The sequence below is a fragment of the Mesorhizobium sp. M0088 genome (assembly GCF_040322895.1).
GTDB lineage: Bacteria > Pseudomonadota > Alphaproteobacteria > Rhizobiales > Rhizobiaceae > Mesorhizobium.
The window spans coordinates 221,282-247,642 of record NZ_JAMYUI010000008.1 but is presented as its reverse complement, the minus strand read 5'-3'; the positions used below and the strand labels follow the sequence as shown (position 1 = coordinate 247,642).

The window sequence follows — 26,361 nt, the reverse complement described above, 5'->3', positions numbered from 1 at the left end:
GGTCCGGGCGGCCGCCCGGACCTTGGCTCAATCGCTCTAATCCCACGAAATCTCTCTCGTGTAGATACAAGGTGGCTCGGGCGAAGCCCGAGACGGAGAGGGGGCCTGCGCCCGACGTGCCGAGCCGACGTTCGCCTGAAAAGATCACCCGTGCTCGTGCGCTTCGCCATGGCGACAACCAGGCGGAAGCAACCCTCTGGAACCAATTGAAGGCCAAAAGGCTAGGCGGCTACAAATTCGTTCGCCAGATGCCGATTGGACCATACTTCGCCGACTTTGCCTGCCGCGGGGAAAAGCTGGTTGTCGAGCTGGACGGAAGTCAGCATGCCGAGAATTCCTACGATAGACGACGGGACGAGTTCATGCGCGGTGAAGGGTTCTCGGTGCTGCGCTTCTGGAACGTCGATGTTCTCAAGAGCCCTCGGAGTGTTTGCGAGACCATTCTTGCGGCATTGGATGGGCGACTAGCCGAAGACGTGGTCGCCTCAGACCTCAGGTTCGTTTTCGCGGCCAAGAAGATCGGAGGCGACGCCCTATGACATCCCCCTCTCCGTCTCGGGCTTCGCCCGAGCCACCTCTCCCCCGCTTCGCGGGGGCGAGGAACCAGAGACAGACATGACCACCTTCACCCCCACCACCTCATCCGAAGTTCTCTCCACCATCGCCTGGGCAGCGGCGGAAGGCTCGCCGCTGGAAATCCTCGGCCACGGCTCCAAGCGTGGCATCGGCCGGCCGCTGCAAACCGAACACACGCTCGACCTGTCGAAACTCTCTGGCGTCACGCTCTATGAACCGGCTGAACTGGTGCTGTCGGCCAAGGCAGGCACACCGCTGGCCGAGATCGAAAAGCTGCTGGCGGAAAACGGTCAGCAACTTGGCTTCGAGCCGATGGATTACGGTCCGCTGTTTGGTGGCGAACCGGGCAAGGGCACGATCGGCGGCGTGCTCGCCGCGAACCTCTCCGGTCCGCGCCGGCTCAAGGCGGGCGCGGCGCGCGATCATGTCCTGGGCATCAATGTGGTGTCCGGTCGTGGCGAAGCCTTCAAGTCGGGCGGCCGCGTGGTCAAGAACGTCACCGGCTATGACATGTCCAAGCTGATGGCCAACAGCTGGGGCACGCTGGCTGTGTTCACCGACGTCACCTTCAAGGTGCTGCCGGCAGCCGAGGCTGAAGTCACGCTCGCCATTCGTGGCCTGCTCGACGATGCGGCAGCAAGCGCCATGGCCCTGGCGCTTGGCTCGAGTGCTGAAGTGTCGAGTGCCGCCCATCTGCCCGAGCGGATCGCCGCGCGTGTCGCCGGCGGCAGTCTCGGCAGTGAGGCCGCGACGCTGCTGCGTGTCGAAGGCTTCGGCCCGTCCGTCGCCTACCGCATCGCCGCGCTGAAAGCGCTGCTCGGCAAGGCTGGGCCGCTGCAGGAGATTGCCGGTGACGCTTCACGGCTGATCTGGCGCGATGTACGCGATTGCAGGCCCTTCGCCGACAACAGCGAGAAACCGGTCTGGCGTGTCTCGATGACGCCGGGACAGTGCCACCAGATGGTCCTGACGCTGCGCATGCAGGCCGCCGTCAGCGCCTACTATGACTGGCAGGGCGGGCTGGTGTGGCTGCGCATGGAACAGGGCGATCCGGAAGCCGCCCTGCTGCGCGGACTGTTGAGAAAACATGGCGGCGGCCATGCGACGCTGGTGCGTGCCGCACCTTCGCATCGCGCCGCTCTGCCGGTGTTCGAGCCGCAGCCGCCCGCACTTGCCGCACTCAGCCAGCGGCTGAAGCAAGAATTCGACCCGAAGCACATCCTCAATCCCGGCCGAATGGCCTAGGACATTAGCGATGCAGACCAATTTTTCGCTTGCCCAGCTTGCCGATCCGCATGTCGCGGAATCGGAAAAGATCCTGCGCAAATGCGTGCATTGCGGCTTCTGCACCGCCACCTGCCCGACCTATGTGACGCTTGGCAACGAGCTCGATTCACCGCGCGGGCGCATCTACCTGATCAAGGACATGCTGGAAAATGGCCGTCCCGCCGACAAGGAGATCGTCACCCATATCGATCGGTGCCTGTCGTGCCTCGCCTGCATGACCACCTGCCCGTCGGGCGTCAACTACATGCATCTGGTCGACCATGCCCGCGCCCATATCCAGGAAACCTACAAGAGGCCGCTGCTCGATCGACTGACCCGCGCCATGCTGGCCTTCGTGCTGCCTTATCCCCAGCGGTTTCGCGCCGCGCTCAAGCTGGCGAAGCTGGGCAGGCCGTTTATGGGCTTGTTCGACAAGGTTCCGGCGCTGAAGCCGCTCAGTGCGATGCTCAAGCTCGCGCCGGTCTCGATTCCGGCAGCTTCGCCGATGGGTTCGCCAGGCATCCATGCCGGGCAGGGGAGCAAAAGAGGCCGCGTCGCCATCCTCACCGGTTGTGCGCAATCGGTGCTCGATCCCGCCATCAACGAGACGACGATTTCGCTGCTGACGCGGCTCGGCGTCGAGGTCGTGGTGCCGCCGGGCGAGGGCTGCTGCGGCGCGCTGGTGCATCATATGGGGCGCGAGCAGGCCGCGCTTGCCTCGGCGAGGCAGAATGTCGATGCCTGGACGCGCGCCATCGAACAAGGCGGGCTCGATGCCATCGTCATCACTGCATCCGGCTGCGGCACGACGATCAAGGACTACGGTTTCATGCTGCGGCTGGATCCGGCCTATGCCGACAAGGCCGCGCGCGTTTCGGCGCTGGCCAAGGACATCACCGAATATCTCTCGACCTTCGATCTGCCTGAACCGGTGCGCAAGCCGGGCACGGTTGTCGCCTATCACTCGGCCTGTTCGATGCAGCACGGCCAGAAGATCACCCGCCAGCCGAAGGAACTGCTGGCCAAGGCCGGCTTCATCGTGCGCGAGCCGCGTGAAGGACATCTCTGCTGCGGCTCCGCCGGCACCTACAACATCCTGCAGCCCGAGATCTCGGCCAAACTGCGCGACCGCAAGGTGAAAAACATCGAGGCGACGGGGGCTTCGATCGTCGCCACCGGCAACATCGGCTGCATCACCCAGATCGCTTCCGCCGCCAAGCTGCCGGTGGTGCACACGATAAAACTGCTCGACTGGGCCTATGGCGGACCAAAGCCGGAAGGCGTTCGGGAAGAGAGCCTGATCGCCGCGGAGTAGGGCGCCAGCCCCAGCGCTACTCTGCCGCGAGCCTGTCCGCCGTACCGTAGGTCGCCTCATAAAGCGCACGCTGGCGGCTGAGCGCCACCATGGTGTTGCGCAGCAGGATGGCGACCGTGATCGGGCCGACACCGCCCGGCACCGGTGTGATCCAGGAGGCGACCTCGCGCACGCTTTCGGTGTCGACGTCGCCGACGATGCGGCTGGAGCCGTCGGGGCCGATTTCGGAATTGATGCCGATGTCGATGACGGCAGCACCCGGCTTGACCATGTCGGCCTTGATCAGCCGCGGCTTGCCGACGGCGACGAACAGCGCATCGGCGCGCCTTGCATGGGCGGCGACCGACCGCGTCATGTGGTGGCACACAGTCACCGTCGCGCCTTCGCTCATCAGCAGGAAGGCGATCGGCTTGCCGACGATTTCCGAATGGCCGACGATGACGACTTCCAGTCCCTTGAGGTCGAGGCCGGTTTCCTTGAGCAGTTCGACCGAGGCGGCCGCCGTGCAAGGCGCGAGATCGAGCTGATTGTAGACGATGTTGCCGATCGAGGCCGGATGCATGCCTTCGACATCCTTGAGCGGATGCACCGCCGCCTGCAATGTCCTGATCGGGATATGCACCGGGACCGGCCGCTGGATGATGATGCCGGTAACGCGCGGATCGGCATTCAGGCCGTGAATGGCCGCTTCCAACTCGCCTGCCGTGATGGTGGCGGGAAAGCGCCGCTCCTCGAAATCGATGCCGGCGAGCTCAGCCTTGGCGCGCTGGTTGCGCACATAAACATCCACCGCATCGGTGTCTCCGACGGTGATCGAGATCAGCTTGGGCGGAAAGCCCTCGGCTTTGGCGATCGCTGCGTCCTCGCGAACGGCGGCGATGATGCGCTGGGCGACCGGGCCGCCCTTGAGATAACGGCTGTCTTCGGACAGGGGCATGGGTGAACTCTTTTGTGGAACTAGCCACCGAGATAGCAAAAGAATGCGGTAAAGGGCAGCATGAAAGCGAACCGCTATGCCCGTTGCGCGACGCGTGGGTGACCTTTGCCCTCGATTTCTGCTCAAAAACGGAAAGGGCAGCGCGGTTTCCCGTGCTGCCCTTCCTGACCGGCCGCATCCCCATACGGCCCGTCCCCCGTTATCCCTAAACCGGCCCGAAAAGCGGACTGCTTTGCTGGCCAGGTGATTCGCAAGGATTATTATATCACCTCGACCGTGGTTCCGACATTGACCCGCTCATAAAGGTCGACGACGTCCTCGTTGCGCATGCGGATGCAGCCCGATGACACCGCGCCGCCGATCGTCCAGGGCTGGTTGGTGCCGTGGATGCGGTATTCGGTCGTGCCGAGGTAGAGCGCGCGGGCGCCAAGCGGGTTCTCCGCGCCGCCGGCAAGATAGGTCGGCAGGTAGCGGCCTTTGGCGGCTTCGCGCTTGATCATCTGCGCCGGCGGGCGCCAGTCCGGCCACTCGCGCTTGTTGGTGATCTTGTGCGTACCCGACCATTCGAAGCCCGGCTTGCCGGTACCGACGCCATAGCGCCTTGCCTTGCCGTTCTTCTCGACCAGGAAGAGGAAATTCTGCGTGGTGTCGATGACGATCGTGCCCGGCTTCTGGCCTCCGTCATAGTCGACTTCCTGCGGCAGGTAGATCGGGTTGATCTGAGGACGCGCGACCATGCGCTTGGCCGGTGGCTGCACCGCCGCCGTCTGCACCCGGTCGGGCTGCGCGGGGCGCAGGAGGCGCCTCTGTTGCTGCTGCTGCACCACCTGGCGGTTCTGGCGCACGATGCCGGGCGCCTGCCCAAGCTGCAGCACCCAGGGTGCGGAAAGGTCGGGGCTCACCATTACCGGCGGCCTGTCGGCATAGCGGTCGCCGGCGGTTGAGGGTGTGACGCCGGCGGCAAACACAGCCACGGCGCCGAGCACGGGAAACAACACTGTCTTCATCGTAACGCACCTTGATCGTCTGATACAAAACGGGTGGAAACGTCCTCCCGGTTCGGCGATCATTGGCGCGCAAGCAGCAACCGAAACATGAATCGGAATGCGTAAAATGCGGAACTGTCGGTAAACCTTTTGGTGTGGTTACCGCGGGGTTCAGGAATCTGGTAAAGCCGCAGTAAATGCCGCGCAAATGCGCGTTAACGAACGGATTTTGGCTTATGGACAAGGAAAACACCGGCCTGCTCGCCGGTCCCGATGGTGTCGCGCGCTGCTTCTGGCACGGCAATCTGCCCGACTATCTGCACTACCACGACCATGAATGGGGCCGGCCTGTGGCCGACGACCGCCGGCTTTTCGAAAAGATCTGCCTGGAAGGCTTTCAGTCTGGCCTGTCGTGGCTGACCATTCTGCGCAAGCGGGAGAATTTTCGCGAAGCCTTTGCCAATTTCGAGTTCGACAAGGTAGCAAGCTTCACCGACAAGGATGTCGAGCGCCTGCTCGGCAATGCCGGCATCATCCGCCATCGCGGCAAGATCGTCTCGACCATCAACAACGCCAAGCGCGCCCGCGAAATGGCCGACGAATTCGGCTCACTGGCCGCCTGGTTCTGGAAGTTCGAACCCGGCAAGGACGAGCGGCCGCAAATCGTCGACCTCGCCCATCTGCGCGCCAACCCGACAACGGCCGTCTCGGTGCGGATTTCGAAGGAGCTGAAGAAGCGCGGCTGGAGTTTTGTCGGCCCGACCACGGTCTACGCCTTCATGCAGGCCATGGGCCTGGTCAACGATCACCTCGAGGGCTGCGTCTGCCGCAAAGAGGTCGAGAAGCAGCGGAAGGCTTTTAAGCGGCCGAAGTAGGCTCAGGTGCCGTTGGCGCTGGCCAGCACCAGGCCGGCGACGATCGCCACCACGGTGGCCACGGTCGGATAGATCACCAGCAGGCCGGTCATCAACGCGTCGCGCATGGATGGTCCCTTGCCGGTCTCGCCGGGCACTTCGAACGGGCCGGCAGCCTGGCTGACCATTTTCGGGGCGTCAATGTCGGCCGGGCGCAGGCGTGCGGGCAATTCGGCATCGCTGTCGATGGCGTGGAATCTTGCTGTGCAGGTCATGGCCGCGAACCCCTCATTTCCCGCGTTTATCTCTTGCGATTGTGTCGGCACGATGCCGTACCCGTGGCGGGATTGTTTCATTTTCGCTGCGTTTTGTTTCAGAGCTTGGCTCGGGTGGTAGGCCCAAATCTTGGTCGTTCTGCGCCGCCCCTCATCGCCCTGCCGGGCACTTCTCCCCGTATAGCGACGGGGAGAAGGACGCCCTCGTCGATGGTTTCGCCAGTCGTCCAGGTTGCAAGAGAATGCCCGAGTCCGCGTTCAGCTCTCTTCTCCCCGTCACTATACGGGGAGAAGGTGCCGGCAGGCGGATGAGGGGCGGCGCTGTACTTGCAAAGCTATCGAACTGTTCCTAGCCACCTCGTAGAGAGGGTGCAAACCCTTGCTGGTCCTCGCCGCTTCGGTTAGGACACGCCCACTCGCAATATGTCATCGATTACTTAGCAAAAAAGACCCCAGCTCATGGCCGACAAATCGGAAAAGACGAAAGCGCGACTGCCGCGCGGTTTTGCCGACCGCAGCGCCGAGGACATCCGCGCCATCGAGAAGATGATGGCGACGATCCGCTCGGTCTATGAGCTTTACGGTTTCGAACCGGCAGACCAGCCGCTGATCGAATACACCGATGCGCTCGGAAAATTCCTGCCCGACCAGGACCGGCCGAACGAAGGCGTGTTCTCCTTCCAGGACGATGACGACCAGTGGCTGTCGCTGCGCTATGATTTGACGGCGCCGACGGCCCGTTACGTCGCCGAGAATTATGAGCGGCTGCCCAAACCCTACCGCAGCTATCGCTCCGGCTGGGTGTTCCGCAACGAGAAGCCAGGCCCCGGCCGCTTCCGCCAGTTCATGCAGTTCGACGCCGACACGATCGGCACGCCGGGCGTGGCCGCCGACGCCGAAATGGCGATGATGATGGCCGACGTGATGGAAGCGCTCGGCATCAAGCGCGGCGACTACGTCATTCGCGTCAACAACCGCAAGGTTCTGGATGGCGTGCTGGAGGCGATCGGGCTTGGCGGCGAGGAGAATGCCGGACGAAGGCTGACGGTGCTGCGCGCGATCGACAAGCTGGACAAGCTCGGGCCGGAAGGCGTGAAGCTTTTGCTTGGCCCGGGCCGCTGGGATGGCGGCAAGGAGGGCGACGGCGACTTCGCCAAGGGCGCCGGGTTGAACAACGGGCAGGCCGAGGCGGTTCTTCTCGCGACTGCGAGGACTATACAGACCGGCCAGGATTCCATGGTCAGTTCGAATGCCATCTACCAGGAAGGCGTCGGCGAACTCGCCACGATTGAAGCGCTGGTCAGGGCGGCAGGATATGGCGAGGACCGCATTGCCATGGACCGCTCGGTCGTGCGCGGCCTCGAATACTATACCGGCCCCGTTTTTGAGGCCGAGCTGCTGGCCGAAATCCCCAACGAGGACGGCCAGATCGTGCGCTTCGGCTCGGTCGGTGGCGGCGGTCGCTATGATGGTCTGGTTTCGCGCTTTCGCGGCGAGCCGGTGCCGGCGACCGGCTTTTCCATTGGCGTCTCCAGGTTGATGACGGCGCTGAAGAACCTCGGCAAGCTCGACGCCTCGGACGTGATCGCACCTGTCGTCGTGCTGGTGATGGACAAGGACACCGACAGCCTCGGCCGCTACCAGAAGATGGTGGCGGAGCTGCGCGCCGCCGGCATCCGTTCCGAAATGTATCTCGGCGGCGCCGGCATGAAGGCGCAGCTCAAATATGCCGACCGCCGCGGCTGCCCGGTCGCCATCATCCAGGGTGGCGACGAGCGCGCCAATGGCGAACTGCAGATCAAGGATTTGATCGAAGGCGCGCGCATGTCGGCCGAAATCACAGACAACGCCGAATGGCGCGCCGCCCGCCCGGCGCAGGTGACGGTGGCGGAAAGCGAGCTGGTCTCCGAGGTTATGAAGATCCTGGGGGCGCAGGCTGCTGATCGCGCGAAAGGTGGCGCTTGAACACCCCCCTCTGGCCTGCCGGCCATCTCCCCCGCAAGGGGGGAGATTGGATGTCACGTGGGCTTTCGCCAATCTCCAGCGTTGAAGAAGAGGCGCTGAGCCTCAAGCTGCCGATCTCCCTCCTTGCGGGGGAGATGGCCGGCAGGCCAGAGGGGGGTGCCTCGCGCCCATCCGCTCCATGACCTCCCGCTACCCCGCCATATCAGCCGACATCACCAACCTCTTCGCCACCCGCAACACGCATGCGGTCGAGGTCGCCATATTGCAGCCGGCCGACCCCTTCCTCGACATGGCCGGCGAAGATCTGCGCCGCCGGATTTTCCTTACCGAAAGCGAAACCGGGCAGACATTGTGCCTGCGGCCGGAATTCACCATTCCGGTCTGCCTCGACCACATAAGCTCGCAGGCCGGCACGCCGCGCCGCTATTCCTATCTGGGCGAGGTGTTTCGCCAGCGCCGCGAAGGCGGCAACGAGTTCTTCCAGGCCGGCATAGAGGATCTCGGCGACCGCGATACCGCTGGAGCCGATGCCCGCTCGGTGGCCGATGCGCATGCGCTGCTGTCGCTGGTGTTGCCCGGCCAGGCATTGGCGATCACGCTCGGCGACCAGACTATTTTCGAGGCGGTTCTGGCTGCCCTTGGCCTGCCGCGCGGCTGGCGTATGCGCCTTGCCCGTGCGTTTGGCTCGGCGCCGATGCTTGAGGCGGCACTCGCCGATCTCGCCAACCCGCCGCGTAACGGCCAGCTTTCCGGGCCGGTCGCCGCCCTCGTCCTCGACGGCGATCTGGACGGTCTTTCCGCCCATATTGCCAGCGGCATGGAAGAGGCGGGCCTGTCGGCGTCCGCCGGACGCGCGCCGTCCGACATTGCCCGGCGGCTGATCGAGAAAGCCGAATTGCGCAGCGTTCGGTTGTCGAGCGAGGCCTTTTCCGCGCTGAAGGATTTTCTGGCGATCGACGTTCCGCTTGATGGCGCAACCCAGGCGCTGGAGTCCTTCGCCACCGGCGCCGGTCTGTCGCTCGATGTCGCGCTGGAAAAGTTCGCTGCCCGCGCCAAGGCGATCGAAGCGCATGGCTTGCCGGCCGATAAAGTCCGCTACGACGCCGCCTTCGGCCGCCCGCTCGATTACTACACCGGCCTGGTTTTCGAAATCGCGGCCGACAATGGCGACCGGCCGCTGGTCGGCGGCGGCCGCTATGACCGGCTGCTGACCCTGCTTGGCGCGAAGACGCCTATCCCCGGCGTCGGCTTTTCGGTCTGGCTCGATCGCATCGAGGCATTGCGGGAGACGGCGCCATGATCACGCTGGCGATCCCGTCGAAAGGCCGCCTGAAAGAGCAGGCGCTGCAAATACTGGCCAAAGCCGGCCTCGCCGTCAGCCTGCCCGGTGACGAGCGCAAATACCACGCCCGCGTCGAGGGTCTGGATGATGTCGAAGTGGTGTTCCTGTCGGCTTCCGAAATATCAGGCGAGATCGGCCAGGGCGCCGTCGATCTGGGCATCACCGGCGAGGATTTGGTGCGTGAAAACCTCGCCGACTGGGAGACCCGCGCCGAAATTGTCGCCCGTCTCGGCTTCGGCAATACCGATGTCGTGGTTGCCGTGCCCGACATATGGCTCGATGTCGACACCATGGCCGATCTCGACGACGTCGCCGCCGATTTTCGCCAGCGCCATGGCCGGCGGCTGCGCATCGCCACCAAATACTGGCGGCTGACGCAGCAATTCTTCTCGCAGAAGCACGGCATCCAGGTTTATCGCATCGTCGAGAGCCTAGGGGCTACCGAAGGCGCGCCGGCGGCCGGTCTGGCCGATGTCATCGTCGACATCACGACCACCGGCTCGACGCTGCGCGCCAATCATCTCAAGGTACTCGGCGATGGCCTCGTCCTGCGCTCGCAGGCCTGTCTGGTGGCGTCGAAGAGGACACGGGCAGCGGCGGATGAGGCACTCTTGCGCGACATCGCGGCGAAGATGGCGTCAGCGGTCGGATAGCGGCGGGCCTTCGCCCGCTGCCCTCAGGGCTCCAAACCCAGCTTCAAAACCCTTACGGCGGTCCGTCCTGCGGTGTCGGTAACTTTGCGCCAGGGTTTTTCCTGTATAGGAATTCTTTCCTTGACCGGTGCAGTCAGCTATGGTACATTTTTGCCTATGGTGCTGATTTGCGCCAGTGACCCGCCGCCCAGGCGGGTTTTTGCGTTTTGATGTTCGTCAACCAACGAAGGCCCCGAAGCGTCGTGGACCGTATCGTTGCCCGGCCCCGACCATCGGCGGGATTTTCACCACCCCCTCGGGCTGATAGGCTCGGCCAGTCCCGGGAGGAGAGAGCGATGCCGGTCAATCTCGACGAGTTGAAGAATGCCAGCAATTTGCGCGGACGCGGCGCGCGTGCTGGCGGTGTCTTCGTCGCACCCGTTGACAACAGGGCGCATGTCTCTGGCGAACGCAGCGTGCCGTTGCTCGACAAGACCATCCCCGCGCTGTTTTCCGACACCGTCAGCAAATACGGCACGCTCGACGCCGCCGTTTTCGTCGACCAGGACAAGCGCTTCACCTGGAGCGAACTGTCGGACACGGTGGACGCGCTGGCTGCCGGCTTCCTGGCACTGGGGTTGGCAAAGGGCGATCGCGTCGGCATCTGGTCGCCCAACCGCTGGGAATGGCTGGTGACGCAGTTCGCCACCGCCCGCATCGGCCTGATCCTGGTCAACATCAACCCCGCCTATCGGTTGACCGAGCTCGACTATGCGCTGAACAAGGTCGGCTGCAAGGCGCTGGTCACCGCTGCCAGGTTCAAGACGTCAGACTATCTCGGCATGATCGAGACGCTGGCACCCGAGATCGCCAAGGCCACACCGGGCAAGCTCAAGGCACAGAAACTGCCGGCGCTGAAGATCGTCATCCGCATGGGCGACGAGAATTCGCCCGGCATGTTCAATTTCGGCGACGTGCTGGCCATGGCCGGGCGTGACGAGCATGACAGCCTCGACCGCATCTCGGAGAAGCTGAAGCCGGGCGAGGCCATCAACATCCAGTTCACCTCAGGCACCACGGGAGCCCCCAAGGGCGCGACGCTGACCCACAGCAACATCGTCAACAACGGCAATTTCGTCACTTCGGCGATCAAGCTGACCGTCGACGACCGGCTGTGCATTCCGGTGCCGCTCTACCACTGCTTCGGCATGTCGATGGGCACGATGGGTTGCGTCTCGAAAGGCGCGACCATGGTTTTCCCGGGAGAAGGGTTCGACGCCGGCGCCACACTGAAGGCGGTGGCTCAGGAACGCTGCACCGGGCTTTATGGCGTGCCGACCATGTTCGTCGCCCTGCTGGATCATCCGGATTTTTCCGCCTTCGATCTCTCCAGCCTGCGCACCGGCATCATGGCCGGCTCGCCATGCCCGATCGAGGTGATGAAGAAGGTGGTGTCGCTGATGCATATGGAAGAGGTGACCATCGCCTACGGCATGACCGAGACCAGCCCGGTCTCGTTCCAGAGCGGCGTCGACGACCCGCTGGAAAAGCGCGTCTCGACCGTCGGGCGCATCCACCCCCATGTCGAGGTCAAGGCGGTCGATGCCGATGGCGCTACCGTTGCGGTCGGCGTACCGGGTGAGCTTTGCACGCGCGGCTATTCCGTGATGAAGGGCTACTGGGACGACGAGGAGAAGACCCGCGAGGCGATCGACAGCGACGGCTGGATGCACACCGGCGACCTCGCCACCATCGATGCCGAGGGTTATTGCAACATCGTCGGCCGGGTCAAGGATATGGTCATCCGCGGTGGCGAGAACGTCTATCCCAGGGAGGTCGAGGAATTCCTCTACCGCCATCCAAAGGTCAAGGAGGTGCAGGTGTTCGGCATTCCCGACGCCAAATATGGCGAGGAGCTGTGCGCCTGGATCGTGCTCAAGCCCGGCCAGATCGCCACCGAGCAGGAGGTCAAGAATTTCTGCGCCGGCCAGATCGCCCATTACAAGATCCCCCGCCACATACGCTTCCGCACCGAATTGCCGATGACGGTGACCGGCAAGCCGCAGAAGTTCTTGATGCGCGAGGCGATGGTGGAGGAACTGGGGCTGGTGGCGCAGAAGACGGCGTGAGCGAAGGCGGCGCTTCGGTTTGTCCGGCGCGCTGGGTGCGGTCAGGTCGCGATCCTGCTGCATCATTTGGAGCGCGTTGTTTGTGAGGGGGCGAACGCCGGCCGTCGGGCCTGCCGGATGTTTTCCAAGGCGCTCCACACTCCGCATGGGTTTTCCGCAAGGTTCGCAGAAGCGCATAGGGGCTTGAATGGGTGGTTTCAAACGATCGGTGGTTTCTTATGCGATGCCCTTGGCCGCCTTGGTGATGGCTGTTGCAGTCAGGGCAGGCGGGCTGTCGGCGGACGAAGGTTCGCTGAGCGCCAGGATACTCGTCGGAGCGCTTTCGAGTGCGATTATGTTCACCACCATTTTCGTGGTGCTCGACCACGCCGAGGCGGTGGCCCGGCGTGTAGGAGAGCCCTACGGCACATTGGTGCTGACTTTTGCCGTGACGGCAATCGAGGTGTCGATCATCGTTTCCATGATGCTGCATGGAGAGAACAACCCTACGCTTGCACGTGAGTCCGTCTTCTCAACGGTGATGATTGCATCTACCGGCGTCGTCGGCACGTGTCTTGCGCTCGGCGGCTGGCGTCATCGCAAGCAGGCAATTGTTCGACAAGGGACCAGCGCATATTTGGCGGTTCTGATCGCGCTGACCATCATGACGCTTATTCTGCCGACCTACACACAAGCTACGGGGCCGGGCACATTTTCGGCAGCTCAACTTGGCTTTGTGAGCGTGCTTTCGGTGCTGCTTTATGCAAGTTTTGTGTTCGCGCAGACTGTCCGGCACCGAGAAGACTTTGTCGAAGGGCAGGCCCACGGCGTTGCGCTGCGGACTGCCCCTCACGAAAGCGTCTTTGCCGGCGCATTGCTGCTTTTGATCGGGCTGATTGGCATTGTCATGCTCGCCGAGCAGGTCGCCGCAAGTGTTGAAAATACGCTCGTTGCCTATCAGGTGACACAGGCTGACAGCATCGTGGGGGCATTGATCGCCGGGCTGGTTTTGATGCCGGAGGCCATTTCGGCGGTTCGCGCTTCACTCAACAATGAGCTGCAACGCGGCTTGAATGTCGCGATGGGTTCCGCTTGCGCCACAATTGGTTTGACAATACCGGCGGTCGCAGCCGCCAGCCTGCTGACGGGAAGAGGGTTAACCCTGGGGCTGCCGGCGACTGACACAGTGCTTTTGATTTTAGCGCTGTTCATATGCAACGTAAGTTTTAGTACTGAAAGAACAACATTCTTGACGGGTGCGGTCCATATAGTGGTATTTCTTACATATTTATTTCTTATATTTATACCGTGAAAAATATTGGTCAGGCAGGCAATTAGATGCGGCACGAGACAGCCGCCAACGGACTGCTTGGGTTCATCAGCCTGGAAGTCGATAGCGAACTGCAGACGACCGCCCCTTGCCTGAGATGGCGTTTTCGCTTCCGCACCGAATTGCCGATGACGGTGACCGGCAAGCCGCTGAAGTTCCTGATGCGCGAAGCGATGGTCGAGGAGCTGGGGCTGGTGACGCAGACGACGGCTTGAGGGCTGGCTCGCGCTGCGGCTGGGCAACGGCCGGCGTCGACTGTGAACCCCGATTGGCATCCTACACCGGTGGGCCGTCCACGTCGACATTGAGCCAGCTTCAATTGATAGCAACCTCGGTGTTTCTCGAGATGCCGTGCTTTTGGGTGAGCAGCCAAGGTGCCGCTACACTACTCGGTTGATTGCGGGCTAAGGCGGGAGAGTAGTCCGTGAATCGAGAAACGCAGGCCGTCCGACGCGAAGACGAGATCAGGAGGCTCTCCAAACAGGCTGGTCAGTGCGGCGCGCATATAGCGTGTGCCGTATCCTACTCGCGAGGGCTGAACGACCGGCGGTCCTCCTGATTCTGTCCATCTCAGCGCCAGAACTGGTTCCGAACTCGACGCGATCTTCCATTCCAAATCTATCCTTCCCTCGGGATAGGACAATCCGCCATATTTGATCGCATTCGTTGCAAGCTCGTGGAGCGAGAGAGCGAGGGTCGTGCCGGCCTCGCGCGAAAGCAACACCTCGGGCCCCTCAATCGTAATGCCGTGTTGTCCGCTGGAAATGTACGGCGCGAGGACCGAATTCACGACATCTGTCAAAGGTACGGCCTCGCCGCCGGCCGCAAATACAGCGGAATGAACATCCGCCAAGGCTCTCAAGCGGCCCTTGAAGTCTTCGGACAGGCTGGCTGCCGAGGTTGCGCCGCGCCGTGTCATGTCAAAGATTGATACGACTGTTGCGAGGATGTTTTTTACCCGATGATTGAGTTCGAGGCGCAGCTCGGTTTCCCGCTCAAGGTAATCGCGTACGTCGCGCTGGCGGGCTCTGGTGAGGAGTGCCGACTGTATCCCGCTGATCAGTTCCAACGCGGCCACGGGACGTTGGTAAAAAATCTGGCGTGAGCGTGGCCAGGCAGCGTTCAGGGCGGCCTGGACGCGCACTTGGGGCGCCGCGCGGTCGAGTAGGATCACGATGGGTATTTCCGACCAGTTCGGCTGATGCTGAAGGAAACTGGCAACAGTTGCGATGGCCGTGGGGTTCAAGGCTTCATGCGTAACGACCAGCACCCCGGGAGATAACGCAAGCAGGTTGTTCAAATCCGCGGGGTCGACCGCTTGAGCCCGAACACCGCGCTCCTGCAGCAGGGAGGTCGTGTAAGCAGCGTCCTTGCGGTAGGGCGCCAAAATGAGCACCCAATCGAGCGTTCCCAGACCGTTGGAATCGGTGCCGCTCACGTCTCAGGCAGAGGATTGTAGGCAACGACCGAAACCCCGGAGCTTGCAATGAAGAGTTCCCGGACATCGAGGTCGTGCGGACCGTGGCGCTTTTTGACGACTGTAATGTTGCGCCTCAACCGGCCCTCGTGCTCGGCCATACGAAGTAGAAGCACGGTATCCCCGAGAAAGCTGACATCGACGTCAATCCCGACATTCTGCCCGAGCAATCCGTGCTGCGCGACGATGAGCATTGTCAGCACGTCCGCACGCGCGAGATGTTTCAGGAGAGATTGGATGTCGAGCACCGCCTTTTCGCGGTGGGGAAGTGAATTCAGATAGCCCGTGAAGCTGTCAATCACCACCACACGTGTATTGTTGCGGCTGACGACTTGCTGCACGATCTGGCCGAACTCGCCTGGCGAGATTTCGTTCGGGCTAAAATCGTAGATGACCAGTTGGCCATCCTTGTGGAACTGCCGCAGGTCCATCCCGAGCCCTTCGGAGCGGCGAAAGAAGGTCTCCAACCGCTCCTCGAACAGGAAGAGGGCAACGCTCTCGCCTCGCTTGAGAGAAGCCGTCGCGTAAAGAGACGACATAGTTGACTTGCCGGTTCCGGACTGACCGATAACCAGTGTTATTGTTCCTGACTCCTGACCGCCGCCAAACATCTCGTCGAGAGCCTCGACTCCCGATTTGATCAGTTGCGGCTTGGTCACCTCGGGAGGCGAGCCCGGCACAATCCTTGGAAACACAACGACGCCTTCACCCTCGCGAATGGCCATGTCATGATAACCGTCGGCATAAGGCACGCCACGCATCTTGCTGACTTCGATCCGCCGGCGCACCGCACCATAGTCCTCGAGCGATTTATCAAGGCGGATGACGCCGTGGGCGATGCCCTCGATTTCCTCGCCATTGTGATCGCCGCCACTGGTTTGGGTATCGAGCAAAACAGCCACAATGCCCCGCCTGGCCAGGAAGGCTTTGAAGCCGATCAGTTCCCGCCTAAACCTTGGCGTATCGCCGGTGATCAGCCGGATTTCGAGCAAGGAGTCGTACACCAGTCTGTGTGGTTTGTATTCTTCGATCGCGCGTTCGATCGCCTTACGCGTCTCATCCAAGCGAAGGTCGGCGGTCTGGAAAATCGTCTGATCGGCTGCGCCACTCACGGCTTCGGAGGCCGAAAGCTCTTCGACGCGAATTCCATCGAGCGTCCAGCCGTGTGAAGAGGCAATCGCCTGCAGTTCGGAAGCGGTTTGCGAAAGGCTGACGTAGATGCAGCGTTCACCGGCCGCCACGCCGGCACGCAGAAACTGCAAGGCTGCCGTGGTTTTGCCTGCGCCGGGATCGCCCTGCACGATATAAAAGTTCGAAGCGGGCAGACCACCACGAAGAATTTCGTCCAAGCCGGCGATACCGGAACTTACAACGGGCTGCTTTTTTCGCTCGGCCATTCCGCCCCTAGTCTCCACCAGAAACTGTCAGCCCGTCATTGGGCATCAATAATGTAGAACGGTTGCACCGCTTGGCCACCTGGCCCAGGGAAACATCGATTTTCTGGAGCTAATTCTAGTAATCGGCGCGCTGCTGGGAGGCAAGTAAATCTCCTTGGAATGGCGGACGAAGTTGGGATGCACACTGGTGCGAGGTCCACCACATGTCCGTCGGCACCAGTTCATTTGATTTAGCGTGGAACCATAAGGGGCCGGCGGCGGTTTTCTCCCGTTGCAGCGAAGTAAATGGATGGGGGAATGATTCAAGGGACCGTCAATCCAGCCGATGAGGATCGCTACCGCGTTCTCGTCCAGGCCGTTACCAATTACGCGATCTACATGCTGGATCCTTCCGGGATCGTGACGAGCTGGAACGCGGGCGCCGAGCGATTCAAAGGCTATGCTTCCCGCGAGATCATTGGCCAGCATTTTTCCCGGTTTTACACACCGGAGGATCGGGACTCCGGCCTGCCCGCGCGTGCTCTGGAGACAGCAGCCCGTGAGGGCAAGTTCGAGAGCGAAGGCTGGCAGGTCCGAAGCGACGGGAATCGTTTCTGGGCTCACATTGTGATCGATCCCATCCGCGATCCAGGCGGCAACCTGGCCGGCTTTGCCAAAGTCAGCCGTGATCTGACCGAACAAAAGAAAGCGGAGGAGGAACTCCGCAAAAGCCAGGAGCAGTTCCAACGTCTGGTCCAAGGCGTCACGGACTACGCGATCTATATGCTCGATCCACAAGGGATAATTACGAGCTGGAACTCAGGCGCCGAGCGTATCAAAGGCTATTCGGCGAACGAAATCATCGGGAAGCATTTTTCCCAATTCTATACGCCCGAGGATCGCGAGCGAGGCGGTCCGCAAAGCGCCCTGGAGACCGCCGCGCGTGAGGGTCGAGTTGAGCGGGAAGGTTTGCGCATCCGCAAGGATGGCACCGCGTTCTGGTCCCACGTGGTCATTGACTCGATACGGCACGACAATGGCGAGCTTCTGGGTTTTGCGAAGATTACCCGCGACATCACAGAGCGGAAGAAGGCGCAGGAGTCACTGGATCAGGCACGTGAGGCCCTTTTTCATTCACAGAAAATGGATGCGATCGGCAAGCTGACGGGCGGCGTGGCTCACGACTTCAACAATCTGCTGATGGCGGTTTTGGGCAGTCTTGAACTCCTTCGCAAACGGCTGCCCGACGATCCACAGCTGTTGCGTCTCCTCGACAATGCCGTGCTCGGTGCGCAACGGGGTGCCTCGTTGACGCAGCGCATGCTGGCTTTTGCGCGGCGACAGCAACTCGATCCAAGACCCGTTGACATAATTAGCTTGATACAGGGAATGAAGGAGTTGCTAGAGCGATCGCTAGGCTCAAGGGCGAGTATACAGACAAAATTTCCCCTTTCCCTCAATCAGGTCATGATTGATGAGAGCCAAATCGAACTCGCATTGCTGAATCTATGCGTTAACGCCAGGGATGCCATGCCTGACGGGGGAACGATCTTGATTTCCGCCCGGCAGGAACGGATTGGTGAAAGGCATGGCGCTGGCTTGGCGCCAGGCGAATATGTCTGCCTTTCAATAATGGACAGTGGCGAAGGAATGGACGAGGATACGCTTGCCCGCGCGACAGAACCGTTCTTCACCACAAAAGGAGTTGGCAAAGGGACGGGACTGGGTCTGTCGATGGTGCACGGGATGACGGAACAGATGGGCGGGCGCCTGGTTCTCATCAGCCACAAGGGAGCAGGCACGACTGCGGAAATGTGGCTGCCAGTGGCTGCCGCGACATCAGACCGCGCGCGGGAGCAGGAGCCCCTCAGCCCGAAAACCGCCGAGGCTGCCTCTCTCCGGATTCTGGCAGTGGATGACGACGTTCTAGTGCTGTTGAACACCGCTGCGATGCTTGAGGATCTTGGGCATGCCGTTACCGAGGCGCATTCGGCCGCAGCAGCCCTTGACCTGCTGGAGGAGCAGCCGTTCGACCTCGTCATAACGGACCATGCGATGCCAAAGATGACAGGCCTGCAGCTATCGGACGCAATGAAAACCAAGTGGCCGAAAATCCCCGTCATTATAGCGACGGGCTATGCCGAACTACCGGGCGCTCGCGAGATGAACGTTCTCAGCAAGCCGTTCACGGAAAAAGAACTGGCGTGCTCGATAGCTTGTGTTAGTCGTATTTAGGTCGCCCGCCCACCGAACCTCAGCGAGCCTCGACCTTCCTTCGCGACAGTCATTTGTCGCGTTGACAACAATGCGCTTGGCGTTTCGTCCCGCCCTTTTTTAGCAGTGTCACGTTGAGAGCACCGTTCTTACGCGCGCACGCACCTGCAGCCTACTGTCTGCGGTGTCGGCTCTCAGGCATTTGGCAACACTAACCTCAACGACCGAGATGGGGCGCAAAGCTCCCATCTAAGGCCGCGCCTATCCAAGCCGTGATTGGGGAGGCCTGGCGGGTCTATCGTGCCAATCACTCAGGCGCGGGCCATGGCCCGCGCCTTCGTATTCAACCCTCCAAAGCTCAATCCTTCTCAAACACCCGCGCCTTCGCAACCACGCCGGCGATGGCGCCGCCGATCAACGGTGCGACGATGAACAGCCAGAGCTGGCCGATCGCGGCAGTGCCCGAAAACAGCGCCGGGCCGATCGAGCGGGCCGGATTGAGCGACGTGCCGGTCACCGGGATGATGGCGAAATGCAACCCCGCCAGCGTCAGGCCGATGACCAGCCCGGCGAACGCCGTCGAGTGCTTTTCAGCGGTGACACCCAAGATCACGGTGACGAAGGTGAAGGTGCCGATCACTTCCCACAGAAATGCCGAGCTGACGCCCCATTTCGTCACATCCCAGCCATTGGCGCCGAAGCCGGTCGTGTGTCCGCCAACCTGGCCGGAAACGATGATCCACAACGCCAGCGAAGCAAGGACGCCGCCGATGACCTGCGCGATCCAGTAGGGGATGACGTCTTTGGCCGGCAGCCGGCCGGCAAGGAAGACGCCGAGCGTCACCGCCGGATTGAGATGCGCGCCCGAAATCGGGCCGATCGCATAGGCCGCCGCGATGAGGCCGATGCCGAACGCCAGACCGATGCCTTCCTGGCCGAGCGGCAGCGCGCCACCGAAGCCGCCCGTCACCACAGAAGCCGTACCGATGAACACCAATAGAAATGTGCCTAGAACTTCCGCCAGATAAGTCTTCATTGCCCTCTCCTCAGGTCGATCCGCCGGTCCACCTTTTGCGCGCCGCGAATCACAACCGGAAGAGTATTCGCAACCAGAAAAGTTGGAAAGCAGAGCGGTTGTGCAGGCCGACCTGCTTGTGCGCGCCGGTTGCGCGCTCTAGAGCAGGGCCGGAATAATTTTCTGCGTGACGGAACAAGACCATGCGATTGGGCGGACGGCTGGCTGCGGCCATCGAAGTGCTGGAAGACATCGGCCGGCGCCACCGGCCGGTGGCGGACGCGCTGAAGGATTGGGGCCTGTCGCATCGCTTCGCCGGCGGCGGCGACCGTGCGGCGATCGGCAACATCGTCTATGACGCCTTGCGCCACAAGCGTTCCGCCGGCTGGCTGCTGGGGCAGGACACGCCGCGCGCCATCGGCTTCGGCGCGCTGCTGCTCGAATGGGGCCAGACGGCACAATCGCTCAACGAGGCGCTTGATGGCGACAAGTTCGCACCGCCGCTGCTGACCGCCGCCGAGCTTCAGGCCATCGCCGACCATCGGCTCGGCGACGCGCCGGACGCGGTGCGGGCGGATGTTCCGGACTGGTGCGCGCCGCTTTTCGAGCGAGCCTTTGGGCCCACCTGGGCCGACGAGGGCGCGGCGCTGGCAACGCGCCCGCCGCTCGACCTCAGGGTCAACACCTTGCAGGCCAATCGCGACAAGGTGCTGGCCGAACTGACGGGAACCGGCGCGAAACCCTCGGCAATCGCGCCACACGGCATCCGCATCCCGCCGATCGACGGCGACGGCCGGCACCCGAACGTGCAGGCCGAGCCGGCTTTCCAGAAGGGCTGGTTCGAGGTCCAGGACGAAGGCTCGCAGATCGCGGCCGCCCTTGCCGGGGCCGAAGCCGGCATGCAGGTGCTGGATTTCTGCGCCGGCGCCGGCGGCAAGACGCTGGCACTGTCGGCTTCGATGGAAAATCGTGGCCAGATCTTTGCCCACGATGCCGAGAAGGCGCGGCTGGCGCCGATCTTCGACCGCATCCGTCGTTCGGAAAACCGCAATGTGCAGGTGGTCACCAAGCCCACGGAACTCGCGCCGCTCGGCAATCACATGGACATCGTGCTGGTCGACGCCCCCTGCACCGGCAGCGGCACCTGGCGCCGCCGTCCCGATGCCAAATGGCGGCTGACGCAAAGGCAGCTCGATGCCCGCAAGGGCGAGCAGTCGGCGATCCTCGATGCGGCCAAAGCCTATGTCAAACCGGGCGGCCTGCTGGTCTACATCACCTGCTCGGTCTTCGATGAGGAAAATGGCGAGCAGATCGCGGCCTTTCGGGACCGTAACAGCGGTTTTGCCCCGGTCGACCACCGCAAGCTCTGGGACAGCCGTTTTCCCGGCCATGAGGCAGCCGCACGCATCGGCGCCAAAGGCGACATCTCGCTGTCGCCGGCGCTCAGCGGCACCGATGGGTTTTATCTCTGTGCGTTACGCAGATCGGCCTGAATCCTGACGGATGCGCGGCGCCGGCCGGCAGGCCAAGTCGATTGTGCAGTGCAGCAAAAGCATTTGCCTGCCGCCCATGCCTCTGCAATAAGCTTATCCGCGTAAAGGAAGGCAGCGGCAATGGCAGCAAAGATCGTACCCGCCCCGGACTATGAGGATCGCGTCAGGACCTCCTTCGCGCGCCAGAAGGCGATGGCCACGATCGGCGCCGAACTGACGCTGGTGACCCCCGGCATCATCGAGATCGAGATGCCCTATTCGGCGGCACTCACCCAGCAGCATGGCTTCCTCCATGCCGGCGTCATTTCGACGGCGCTGGACTCGGCCTGCGGCTATGCCGCCTTTTCGCTGATGCCGGAAAATTCCGGCGTGCTGACCATCGAGTTCAAGGTCAACCTCCTGGCGCCGGGCAGGGGCGAGCGCTTCCTGTTCCGCGGCTCGGTGACCAAGCCGGGCCGCACCATCATCGTCGCCGACGGCCAGGCCTACGCCTTTGCCGCCGACGGCGAGGCCAAGCTGATCGCCACCATGACCGGCACCATGATGACCGTGGTCGGGCGTGATGGCATAGAAGGGTGAGTGGCCGGTTCGCCGCAGGCGAATCCATCGTGCCGGTGGCACGATGGAAGGCCACGAACGCCGGGAGCTGCCGGAGGCAGCGGGTCCCGGCGAGCGGCGGTGCAGATAAGCAGATGATCCGGCGGAGAGGAGCAAATCATCATGACCGGTAAAGTGTCGCGCCTGTCGGGCAAGGACGTCCTCTTCGTCATGGCGGCGCAGGCCGAATACGGCCCGCACCTCAAGCAACTGTTCACGCCATTGATAACCGGTGTCGGTCCCGTCGAGGCCGGCGTCAGGCTGGGTGCGGAACTCTCCTGGCTGAAATCGCAAAAGGCACTGCCGGATCTCGTTGTTTCGCTCGGCTCAGCCGGCAGTCGGACGCTGGAGCAGACGGAGATCTACCAGGCGGTTTCGGTCAGCTACCGTGACATCGACGCTTCGCCGCTCGGCTTCGAAAAGGGTGCGACACCCTTCCTCGACCTGCCGGTAACCGTGCCATTGCCCTTCAAGATACCGGAGATCAGGCAGGCGACCCTGTCGACCGGCGCAGCGATCATCACCGGCGCGGCCTATGATGCTGTTAGCGCCGACATGGTCGACATGGAGACCTTCGCCTGCCTGCGCGCCTGCCAACTGTTCGACATTCCGCTGATCGGTCTGCGCGGCATTTCCGACGGGGCGGCGGATCTGCGGCATGTCGGCGACTGGACCGAATATCTTGAAGTCATCGACGAGAAGCTGGCGGACGCCGTCATGCGGCTCGAACGGGCGATCGGCGACGGCGCCCTTCGGACGGAACCATCCCATGAAGATGCCAGACCAGCCTGAAAGTCGGGCTACGCAACCCATTGCGCCGACTCGTTTCTTTCTCTAAACGCTCGCCATGAAAACAGCCAATCATCCCGACACCGTCCTGATTGTCGATTTCGGCAGCCAGTTCACCCAGCTCATCGCCCGCCGCATCCGCGAGGCCGGCGTGTTTTCCGAGATCGTGCCGTTCCAGTCGGCCGAAGCGGCATTCAAGCGCATCAATCCGAAGGCCGTCATTCTGTCCGGCGGTCCGGCTTCGACCGGCGATATAGGCAGCCCGCGCGCGCCGCAGATCGTCTTCGATTCCGGCGTGCCGGTGCTTGGCATCTGTTACGGCCAGATGGCCATGTGCGTGCAGATGGGCGGCGTTGCCGAAAGCTCCGACCATCGCGAGTTCGGCCGCGCCTTCGTCGAGATCCAAAAGGACAGCCCGCTGTTCGAGGGCCTGTGGGCACCCGGCCAGCGCCACCAGGTGTGGATGAGCCATGGCGACCGCGTCATCTCCTTGCCCAAGGGCTTCGAAGTGTTCGGCAAGTCGGAAGGCTCGCCCTTCGCCATCTTCGGCAGCATCGAGCGCAAGATGTACGGCATCATGTTCCACCCCGAGGTGGTGCATACGCCCGACGGCGCCCGGCTGCTGCGCAACTTCGTCCACAACATCGCCGGCATCGAGGGCGACTGGACCATGCGCGCCTACCGCGAGCACGCGGTCGAGACGATCCGCAAGCAGGTCGGCAAGGGCAAGGTCATCTGCGCGCTGTCGGGCGGCGTCGATTCTTCCGTTGCGGCGCTGTTGATCCACGAAGCGGTGGGCGACCAGCTGACCTGCATCCTTGTCGACCACGGCCTGATGCGCAAGGACGAGGCCGCGGGCGTGGTGGCGATGTTCCGCGAGCACTACAATTTGCCGCTCATTCTGGTGAACGCTTCGGACCGTTTCATCGACGCCCTCGAGGGCGAGTCGGACCCGGAAAAAAAACGCAAGACCATCGGCGGGCTGTTCATCGAGGTGTTCGAGGAAGAGGCCAAGAAACTCGGCGGCGCCGAATTCCTGGCGCAGGGCACACTCTATCCCGACGTGATCGAAAGCGTCTCCTTCACCGGCGGCCCGTCGGTGACGATCAAGTCGCACCACAATGTCGGCGGCCTGCCGGCGCGCATGAACATGCAGCTGGTCGAGCCGCTGCGCGAGCTGTTCAAGGACGAGGTCAGGGCGCTGGGCAAGGAGCTCGGCCTGCCCGAAAGCTTCATCGGCCGGCATCCGTTCCCAGGTCCCGGTCTTGCGATCCGCTGCCCCGGCGGCATCACCCGCGAAAAGCTGGAGATCCTGCGCGAGGCCGACGCCATCTATCTCGACGAGATCCGCAAGGCCGGCCTCTACGACGCCATCTGGCAGGCCTTTGCCGTGCTGCTGCCGGTGCAGACGGTCGGCGTGATGGGCGACGGCCGCACCTACGAGTTCGTCTGCGCGCTGCGTGCCGTCACCTCGGTCGACGGCATGACGGCGGATTTCTACCACTACGACATGGCCTTCCTCGGCGCCGCCGCCACCCGCATCATCAACGAAGTCCGCGGCATCAACCGTGTCGTCTACGACGTGACGTCGAAGCCGCCGGGAACAATCGAGTGGGAATGATTCAGGCCCACTCAGGCGCCACCGAAAATACGCCAATCTGCGACGTAATGTACTGAAAACAAAAGTAAATCCTTTCAGAGACAATCAGCGACAATCGGTGCGCTAGGATTGGCTTTGACGGACCGCTTGACGGACCTTCCGCATATTGCCCACCCGATTTTTTCTGAGTACCGTCAGAGTCAATGAGGCTCGTGACGGTACTTTTTGTGCCTTAAGGCATTGAAGAAAAAGGGAATTTCCTGCCACGAAGCCTCTAAATTGTCCTGACGGTACTTTTCAGGAGGCAATGGGAATGTTGACGGACATCGCTCTTAAGGCGCTGAAACCAAAAGCTAAAATCTACAAGATTGCTGATCGTGACGGCATGTACGTCCGCGTCATGCCCAGTGGCGCGATCTCGTTTCGGCTGGATTACAGGCTGAATGGACGCCGCGAGACGGTCTATCTAGGCAGATATGGGAGAGATGGGATCTCGCTCGCGTTGGCACGAGAAAAGTGCCTCGACGCAAAGCGCGCTATTGGCGATGGCCGATCGCCGGCGATCGAGAAGCAGCGCGACAAGCGTCGCTTGAAAGAGGCAAAGAGCTTTGGCGAGTTCGGGGAGAAATGGCTCACTGCCGCGCCTATGGCCGACAGCACCCGCGCCATGCGGCGAGCCATCTTCGAGCGGGAGCTTCTTCCGACCTGGGGCAATCGCCTGCTGACGGAGATTACGCCGGATGACCTGCGGGCCCGTTGCGGCGCTATCGTTGAGCGTGGCGCTCCGGCGACCGCCATCCACGTTCGAGACATCTTGAAGCAAATCTACAGCTTCGCGATTTTGCACGGGGAGAAGGTGACCAATCCGGCTGATGAAGTTGGGCCCGCGTCAATTGCTACTTTCGTGCCGAAGGACCGTTCGCTTTCGCCCTCATAAATTCGCGTGATGCTGAAGCAGCTGGAGCACGTCGCCACAATTCCCACGATCCGTTTGGGAATGCGGCTTTATCTGCTCACCATGGTGCGCAAGAGCGAGCTGCAGGACGCGGTGTGGGACGAGGTCGATTTCGAGAATGCGGTCTGGACGATCCCGAAGGAGCGGATGAAGCGCTCGAAGGCGCATAACGTCTACCTATCGCGTCAGGCTCTCGACATCATGATTGCCCTGAGGACTTGTGCGGGAAATTCCAGATACCTTCTTCCATCGCGGTACGATGCGGACGCCCCGATGTCGCGTGCCACGTTTAATCGGATCACCTACGCAGTCGTCGAACGGGCGAAGGCGAACGGACTGCCTCTGGAACCGTTTACGGTTCATGACCTGCGGCGAACGGGCTCGACCCTGTTGAATGAGCTTGGCTTCAACAGCGATTGGATCGAGAAATGCTTGGCCCACGAGGACGGGCGCTCATCGCGAGGTGTCTACAACAAGGCAGAGTATGGGCTACAGCGCCGCCATATGATGCAAGAGTGGTCAGACATTGTCGATGCATGGGTAAACGGGAAGAAGCACATGCCGGCGCTCATCCCGCCGTCGATGCCGCTCTTTGAACCTGATCCAGGACTTTGACGGGTCGGGTTTGGCGTTGGGTCACGTTGGGACCGGCAGCGCGCAGAATTGGCGTTGAGCGACGGGCCGCCAACCAGGCCTGAACCTCGCTCAGGTCCCAAACGACGCAGCGCGGGGTCAAGGCGAAGCGTCGAGGAAATTCCCCCCGCTGCTCCATCTCGTAGATTGTGCTGTCGGCCAGAGGCACGATGTTCCGCAATTCCTTACGCCGAATGGTCCGACTCATTGTCGCGTCTTTCTTTGAAATCATGAAAACCTCCTGTCCGAGCGTTCGAAGAGTCTGGATTCAATCGATCATCAAGAAAAGGCGCATTTGGGAGGCGTCGTGGAAACGGCGAAAATTGAGTACAGACAGGACATACACGCGTCACCGAGCACTCCGCTGCGTCCTCTTCCTGCTTGTCGAAATGCATGGACTGGCCGCGCATTATCGCCAATGTCAGGCGATTGCCGGAGCGGACCGCCGCGGTCGGGGACAGTCGGTCCCGCGTCCCGGCCTGCGGCCGTCGCTATGCTGACGCTCCTACGGCTGTCCCGTTAACCGCCCGCGGCGGGGGCGAATTTCCTCCGTCCAACGCGCGACAATTGTCCGCTATTGCGGACGCGCGCAGGACTGCGGTTTATACGCCGTTTTTTCATTGGGC

At 62.2% G+C, this 26,361-nt stretch carries 22 protein-coding genes and 1 pseudogene; 16 read left to right on the top strand and 7 right to left on the bottom strand.

Features of this window, described 5'->3' with window-relative positions; genetic code table 11:
* Positions 1–116: 116 nt before the first annotated feature.
* The 3 genes from NKJ67_RS12395 (at position 117) to glcF (ending at position 3,157) form a co-directional block, all read left to right on the top strand.
* Positions 117–539: an endonuclease domain-containing protein gene (locus NKJ67_RS12395; RefSeq protein WP_352581492.1), complete on the top strand. Its 423-nt coding sequence runs from the start codon at positions 117–119 to the stop codon at positions 537–539.
* 76 nt (positions 540–615) lie between these two features.
* Positions 616–1,821, top strand: a complete 1,206-nt coding sequence (glcE, locus tag NKJ67_RS12390) for a glycolate oxidase subunit GlcE (protein WP_352581486.1) — start codon at positions 616–618, stop codon at positions 1,819–1,821.
* 10 nt (positions 1,822–1,831) lie between these two features.
* Positions 1,832–3,157 carry a glycolate oxidase subunit GlcF gene (gene glcF / locus NKJ67_RS12385; RefSeq protein ID WP_352581485.1) on the top strand — a complete coding sequence of 442 codons (1,326 nt, stop codon included), beginning with the start codon at positions 1,832–1,834 and terminating at the stop codon, positions 3,155–3,157.
* Between the two features lie 16 nt (positions 3,158–3,173).
* Here the strand turns inward: glcF and NKJ67_RS12380 are convergent, their stop codons facing one another.
* Both NKJ67_RS12380 and NKJ67_RS12375 read right to left on the bottom strand, forming a co-directional pair.
* Complete coding sequence (locus NKJ67_RS12380; RefSeq protein WP_127292743.1) at positions 3,174–4,094, bottom strand: bifunctional 5,10-methylenetetrahydrofolate dehydrogenase/5,10-methenyltetrahydrofolate cyclohydrolase; 921 nt, start codon at positions 4,092–4,094, stop codon at positions 3,174–3,176.
* Positions 4,095–4,354: 260 nt separating this feature from the next.
* On the bottom strand, positions 4,355–5,101 hold the full coding sequence (locus NKJ67_RS12375) for a L,D-transpeptidase (RefSeq protein ID WP_352581484.1): 747 nt from the start codon (positions 5,099–5,101) through the stop codon (positions 4,355–4,357).
* A 215-nt stretch (positions 5,102–5,316) separates the two neighbouring features.
* Between NKJ67_RS12375 and NKJ67_RS12370 the strand changes: the two genes are divergently transcribed.
* The gene (locus NKJ67_RS12370; RefSeq protein WP_352581483.1) at positions 5,317–5,955 is read left to right on the top strand and encodes a DNA-3-methyladenine glycosylase I; all 639 of its coding nucleotides are present in this window, start codon (positions 5,317–5,319) and stop codon (positions 5,953–5,955) included.
* Between the two features lie 2 nt (positions 5,956–5,957).
* Here the strand turns inward: NKJ67_RS12370 and NKJ67_RS12365 are convergent, their stop codons facing one another.
* The gene (locus tag NKJ67_RS12365; RefSeq protein ID WP_352581482.1) at positions 5,958–6,209 is read right to left on the bottom strand and encodes a hypothetical protein; all 252 of its coding nucleotides are present in this window, start codon (positions 6,207–6,209) and stop codon (positions 5,958–5,960) included.
* Positions 6,210–6,668: 459 nt separating this feature from the next.
* Between NKJ67_RS12365 and hisS the strand changes: the two genes are divergently transcribed.
* The 6 genes from hisS (at position 6,669) to NKJ67_RS12335 (ending at position 13,801) form a co-directional block, all read left to right on the top strand.
* Positions 6,669–8,174: a histidine--tRNA ligase gene (gene hisS / locus NKJ67_RS12360; RefSeq protein WP_352581481.1), complete on the top strand. Its 1,506-nt coding sequence runs from the start codon at positions 6,669–6,671 to the stop codon at positions 8,172–8,174.
* 178 nt (positions 8,175–8,352) lie between these two features.
* Positions 8,353–9,474: an ATP phosphoribosyltransferase regulatory subunit gene (locus tag NKJ67_RS12355; protein WP_352581480.1), complete on the top strand. Its 1,122-nt coding sequence runs from the start codon at positions 8,353–8,355 to the stop codon at positions 9,472–9,474.
* Positions 9,471–10,169, top strand: coding sequence for an ATP phosphoribosyltransferase (gene hisG / locus NKJ67_RS12350; RefSeq protein ID WP_352581478.1), 699 nt, complete (start codon positions 9,471–9,473; stop codon positions 10,167–10,169). Before NKJ67_RS12355 ends, hisG begins: the two co-directional genes overlap by 4 nt.
* Positions 10,170–10,504: 335 nt before the next feature.
* Complete coding sequence (locus NKJ67_RS12345; RefSeq protein ID WP_352581477.1) at positions 10,505–12,277, top strand: AMP-binding protein; 1,773 nt, start codon at positions 10,505–10,507, stop codon at positions 12,275–12,277.
* A 187-nt stretch (positions 12,278–12,464) separates the two neighbouring features.
* Positions 12,465–13,568: a calcium:cation antiporter gene (locus NKJ67_RS12340; RefSeq protein WP_352581476.1), complete on the top strand. Its 1,104-nt coding sequence runs from the start codon at positions 12,465–12,467 to the stop codon at positions 13,566–13,568.
* 26 nt (positions 13,569–13,594) lie between these two features.
* The gene (locus tag NKJ67_RS12335; protein ID WP_352581475.1) at positions 13,595–13,801 is read left to right on the top strand and encodes a hypothetical protein; all 207 of its coding nucleotides are present in this window, start codon (positions 13,595–13,597) and stop codon (positions 13,799–13,801) included.
* Between the two features lie 170 nt (positions 13,802–13,971).
* Here the strand turns inward: NKJ67_RS12335 and NKJ67_RS12330 are convergent, their stop codons facing one another.
* Complete coding sequence (locus tag NKJ67_RS12330) at positions 13,972–15,024, bottom strand: sensor histidine kinase (RefSeq protein ID WP_352581474.1); 1,053 nt, start codon at positions 15,022–15,024, stop codon at positions 13,972–13,974.
* A complete protein-coding gene (locus NKJ67_RS12325) occupies positions 15,021–16,460 on the bottom strand; it encodes a DUF7125 family protein (protein ID WP_023809013.1) in 1,440 nt (479 codons plus the stop codon). The genes NKJ67_RS12330 and NKJ67_RS12325 overlap by 4 nt, the downstream gene beginning before the upstream one ends.
* Positions 16,461–16,757: 297 nt before the next feature.
* On the opposite strand from NKJ67_RS12325, the gene NKJ67_RS12320 reads away from it, so the two are divergent.
* Entirely contained in the window at positions 16,758–18,674 is a 1,917-nt protein-coding gene (locus NKJ67_RS12320) for a hybrid sensor histidine kinase/response regulator (protein ID WP_031212370.1), read from the top strand.
* Positions 18,675–19,011: 337 nt separating this feature from the next.
* On the opposite strand, the gene NKJ67_RS12315 is transcribed toward NKJ67_RS12320, so the two are convergent.
* Positions 19,012–19,689 carry an MIP family channel protein gene (locus tag NKJ67_RS12315; protein ID WP_023809011.1) on the bottom strand — a complete coding sequence of 226 codons (678 nt, stop codon included), beginning with the start codon at positions 19,687–19,689 and terminating at the stop codon, positions 19,012–19,014.
* 182 nt (positions 19,690–19,871) lie between these two features.
* On the opposite strand from NKJ67_RS12315, the gene NKJ67_RS12310 reads away from it, so the two are divergent.
* From NKJ67_RS12310 to NKJ67_RS12290, 5 genes and pseudogenes are all read left to right on the top strand, one after another.
* Entirely contained in the window at positions 19,872–21,161 is a 1,290-nt protein-coding gene (locus NKJ67_RS12310) for an RsmB/NOP family class I SAM-dependent RNA methyltransferase (protein WP_352581473.1), read from the top strand.
* Positions 21,162–21,281: 120 nt separating this feature from the next.
* Positions 21,282–21,740 (top strand): PaaI family thioesterase, encoded by a 459-nt coding sequence (locus NKJ67_RS12305; protein ID WP_013530371.1) that lies wholly within the window; start codon positions 21,282–21,284, stop codon positions 21,738–21,740.
* Positions 21,741–21,881: 141 nt separating this feature from the next.
* On the top strand, positions 21,882–22,550 hold the full coding sequence (locus tag NKJ67_RS12300) for a 5'-methylthioadenosine/S-adenosylhomocysteine nucleosidase (RefSeq protein WP_352581472.1): 669 nt from the start codon (positions 21,882–21,884) through the stop codon (positions 22,548–22,550).
* Positions 22,551–22,605: 55 nt separating this feature from the next.
* Entirely contained in the window at positions 22,606–24,168 is a 1,563-nt protein-coding gene (gene guaA, locus NKJ67_RS12295) for a glutamine-hydrolyzing GMP synthase (protein ID WP_352581471.1), read from the top strand.
* A gap of 292 nt (positions 24,169–24,460) precedes the next feature.
* Positions 24,461–25,717: pseudogene (locus NKJ67_RS12290) on the top strand (tyrosine-type recombinase/integrase).
* On the opposite strand, the gene NKJ67_RS12285 reads toward NKJ67_RS12290, so the two are convergent.
* Complete coding sequence (locus tag NKJ67_RS12285; RefSeq protein WP_352581470.1) at positions 25,671–25,967, bottom strand: helix-turn-helix transcriptional regulator; 297 nt, start codon at positions 25,965–25,967, stop codon at positions 25,671–25,673. The pseudogene NKJ67_RS12290 and the gene NKJ67_RS12285 sit on opposite strands and share 47 nt — an antisense overlap.
* Positions 25,968–26,361: the final 394 nt, after the last annotated feature.

Excerpts from the sequence above, each read along its gene's own strand:
- NKJ67_RS12370 (WP_352581483.1), top strand. The coding sequence starts at position 5,317 with ATGGACAAGGAAAACACCGGCCTGCTCGCCGGTCCCGATGGTGTCGCG.
- NKJ67_RS12320 (WP_031212370.1), top strand. The coding sequence starts at position 16,758 with ATGATTCAAGGGACCGTCAATCCAGCCGATGAGGATCGCTACCGCGTT.
- NKJ67_RS12365 (WP_352581482.1), bottom strand. The coding sequence starts at position 6,209 with ATGACCTGCACAGCAAGATTCCACGCCATCGACAGCGATGCCGAATTG.
- NKJ67_RS12345 (WP_352581477.1), top strand. The coding sequence starts at position 10,505 with ATGCCGGTCAATCTCGACGAGTTGAAGAATGCCAGCAATTTGCGCGGA.
- NKJ67_RS12305 (WP_013530371.1), top strand. The coding sequence starts at position 21,282 with ATGGCAGCAAAGATCGTACCCGCCCCGGACTATGAGGATCGCGTCAGG.
- NKJ67_RS12335 (WP_352581475.1), top strand. The coding sequence starts at position 13,595 with ATGCGGCACGAGACAGCCGCCAACGGACTGCTTGGGTTCATCAGCCTG.
- NKJ67_RS12375 (WP_352581484.1), bottom strand. The coding sequence starts at position 5,101 with ATGAAGACAGTGTTGTTTCCCGTGCTCGGCGCCGTGGCTGTGTTTGCC.
- NKJ67_RS12340 (WP_352581476.1), top strand. The coding sequence starts at position 12,465 with ATGGGTGGTTTCAAACGATCGGTGGTTTCTTATGCGATGCCCTTGGCC.
- NKJ67_RS12380 (WP_127292743.1), bottom strand. The coding sequence starts at position 4,094 with ATGCCCCTGTCCGAAGACAGCCGTTATCTCAAGGGCGGCCCGGTCGCC.
- NKJ67_RS12300 (WP_352581472.1), top strand. The coding sequence starts at position 21,882 with ATGACCGGTAAAGTGTCGCGCCTGTCGGGCAAGGACGTCCTCTTCGTC.
- glcE (WP_352581486.1), top strand. The coding sequence starts at position 616 with ATGACCACCTTCACCCCCACCACCTCATCCGAAGTTCTCTCCACCATC.
- glcF (WP_352581485.1), top strand. The coding sequence starts at position 1,832 with ATGCAGACCAATTTTTCGCTTGCCCAGCTTGCCGATCCGCATGTCGCG.
- NKJ67_RS12310 (WP_352581473.1), top strand. The coding sequence starts at position 19,872 with ATGCGATTGGGCGGACGGCTGGCTGCGGCCATCGAAGTGCTGGAAGAC.
- NKJ67_RS12285 (WP_352581470.1), bottom strand. The coding sequence starts at position 25,967 with ATGATTTCAAAGAAAGACGCGACAATGAGTCGGACCATTCGGCGTAAG.
- guaA (WP_352581471.1), top strand. The coding sequence starts at position 22,606 with ATGAAAACAGCCAATCATCCCGACACCGTCCTGATTGTCGATTTCGGC.
- hisG (WP_352581478.1), top strand. The coding sequence starts at position 9,471 with ATGATCACGCTGGCGATCCCGTCGAAAGGCCGCCTGAAAGAGCAGGCG.
- NKJ67_RS12355 (WP_352581480.1), top strand. The coding sequence starts at position 8,353 with ATGACCTCCCGCTACCCCGCCATATCAGCCGACATCACCAACCTCTTC.
- NKJ67_RS12315 (WP_023809011.1), bottom strand. The coding sequence starts at position 19,689 with ATGAAGACTTATCTGGCGGAAGTTCTAGGCACATTTCTATTGGTGTTC.
- hisS (WP_352581481.1), top strand. The coding sequence starts at position 6,669 with ATGGCCGACAAATCGGAAAAGACGAAAGCGCGACTGCCGCGCGGTTTT.
- NKJ67_RS12325 (WP_023809013.1), bottom strand. The coding sequence starts at position 16,460 with ATGGCCGAGCGAAAAAAGCAGCCCGTTGTAAGTTCCGGTATCGCCGGC.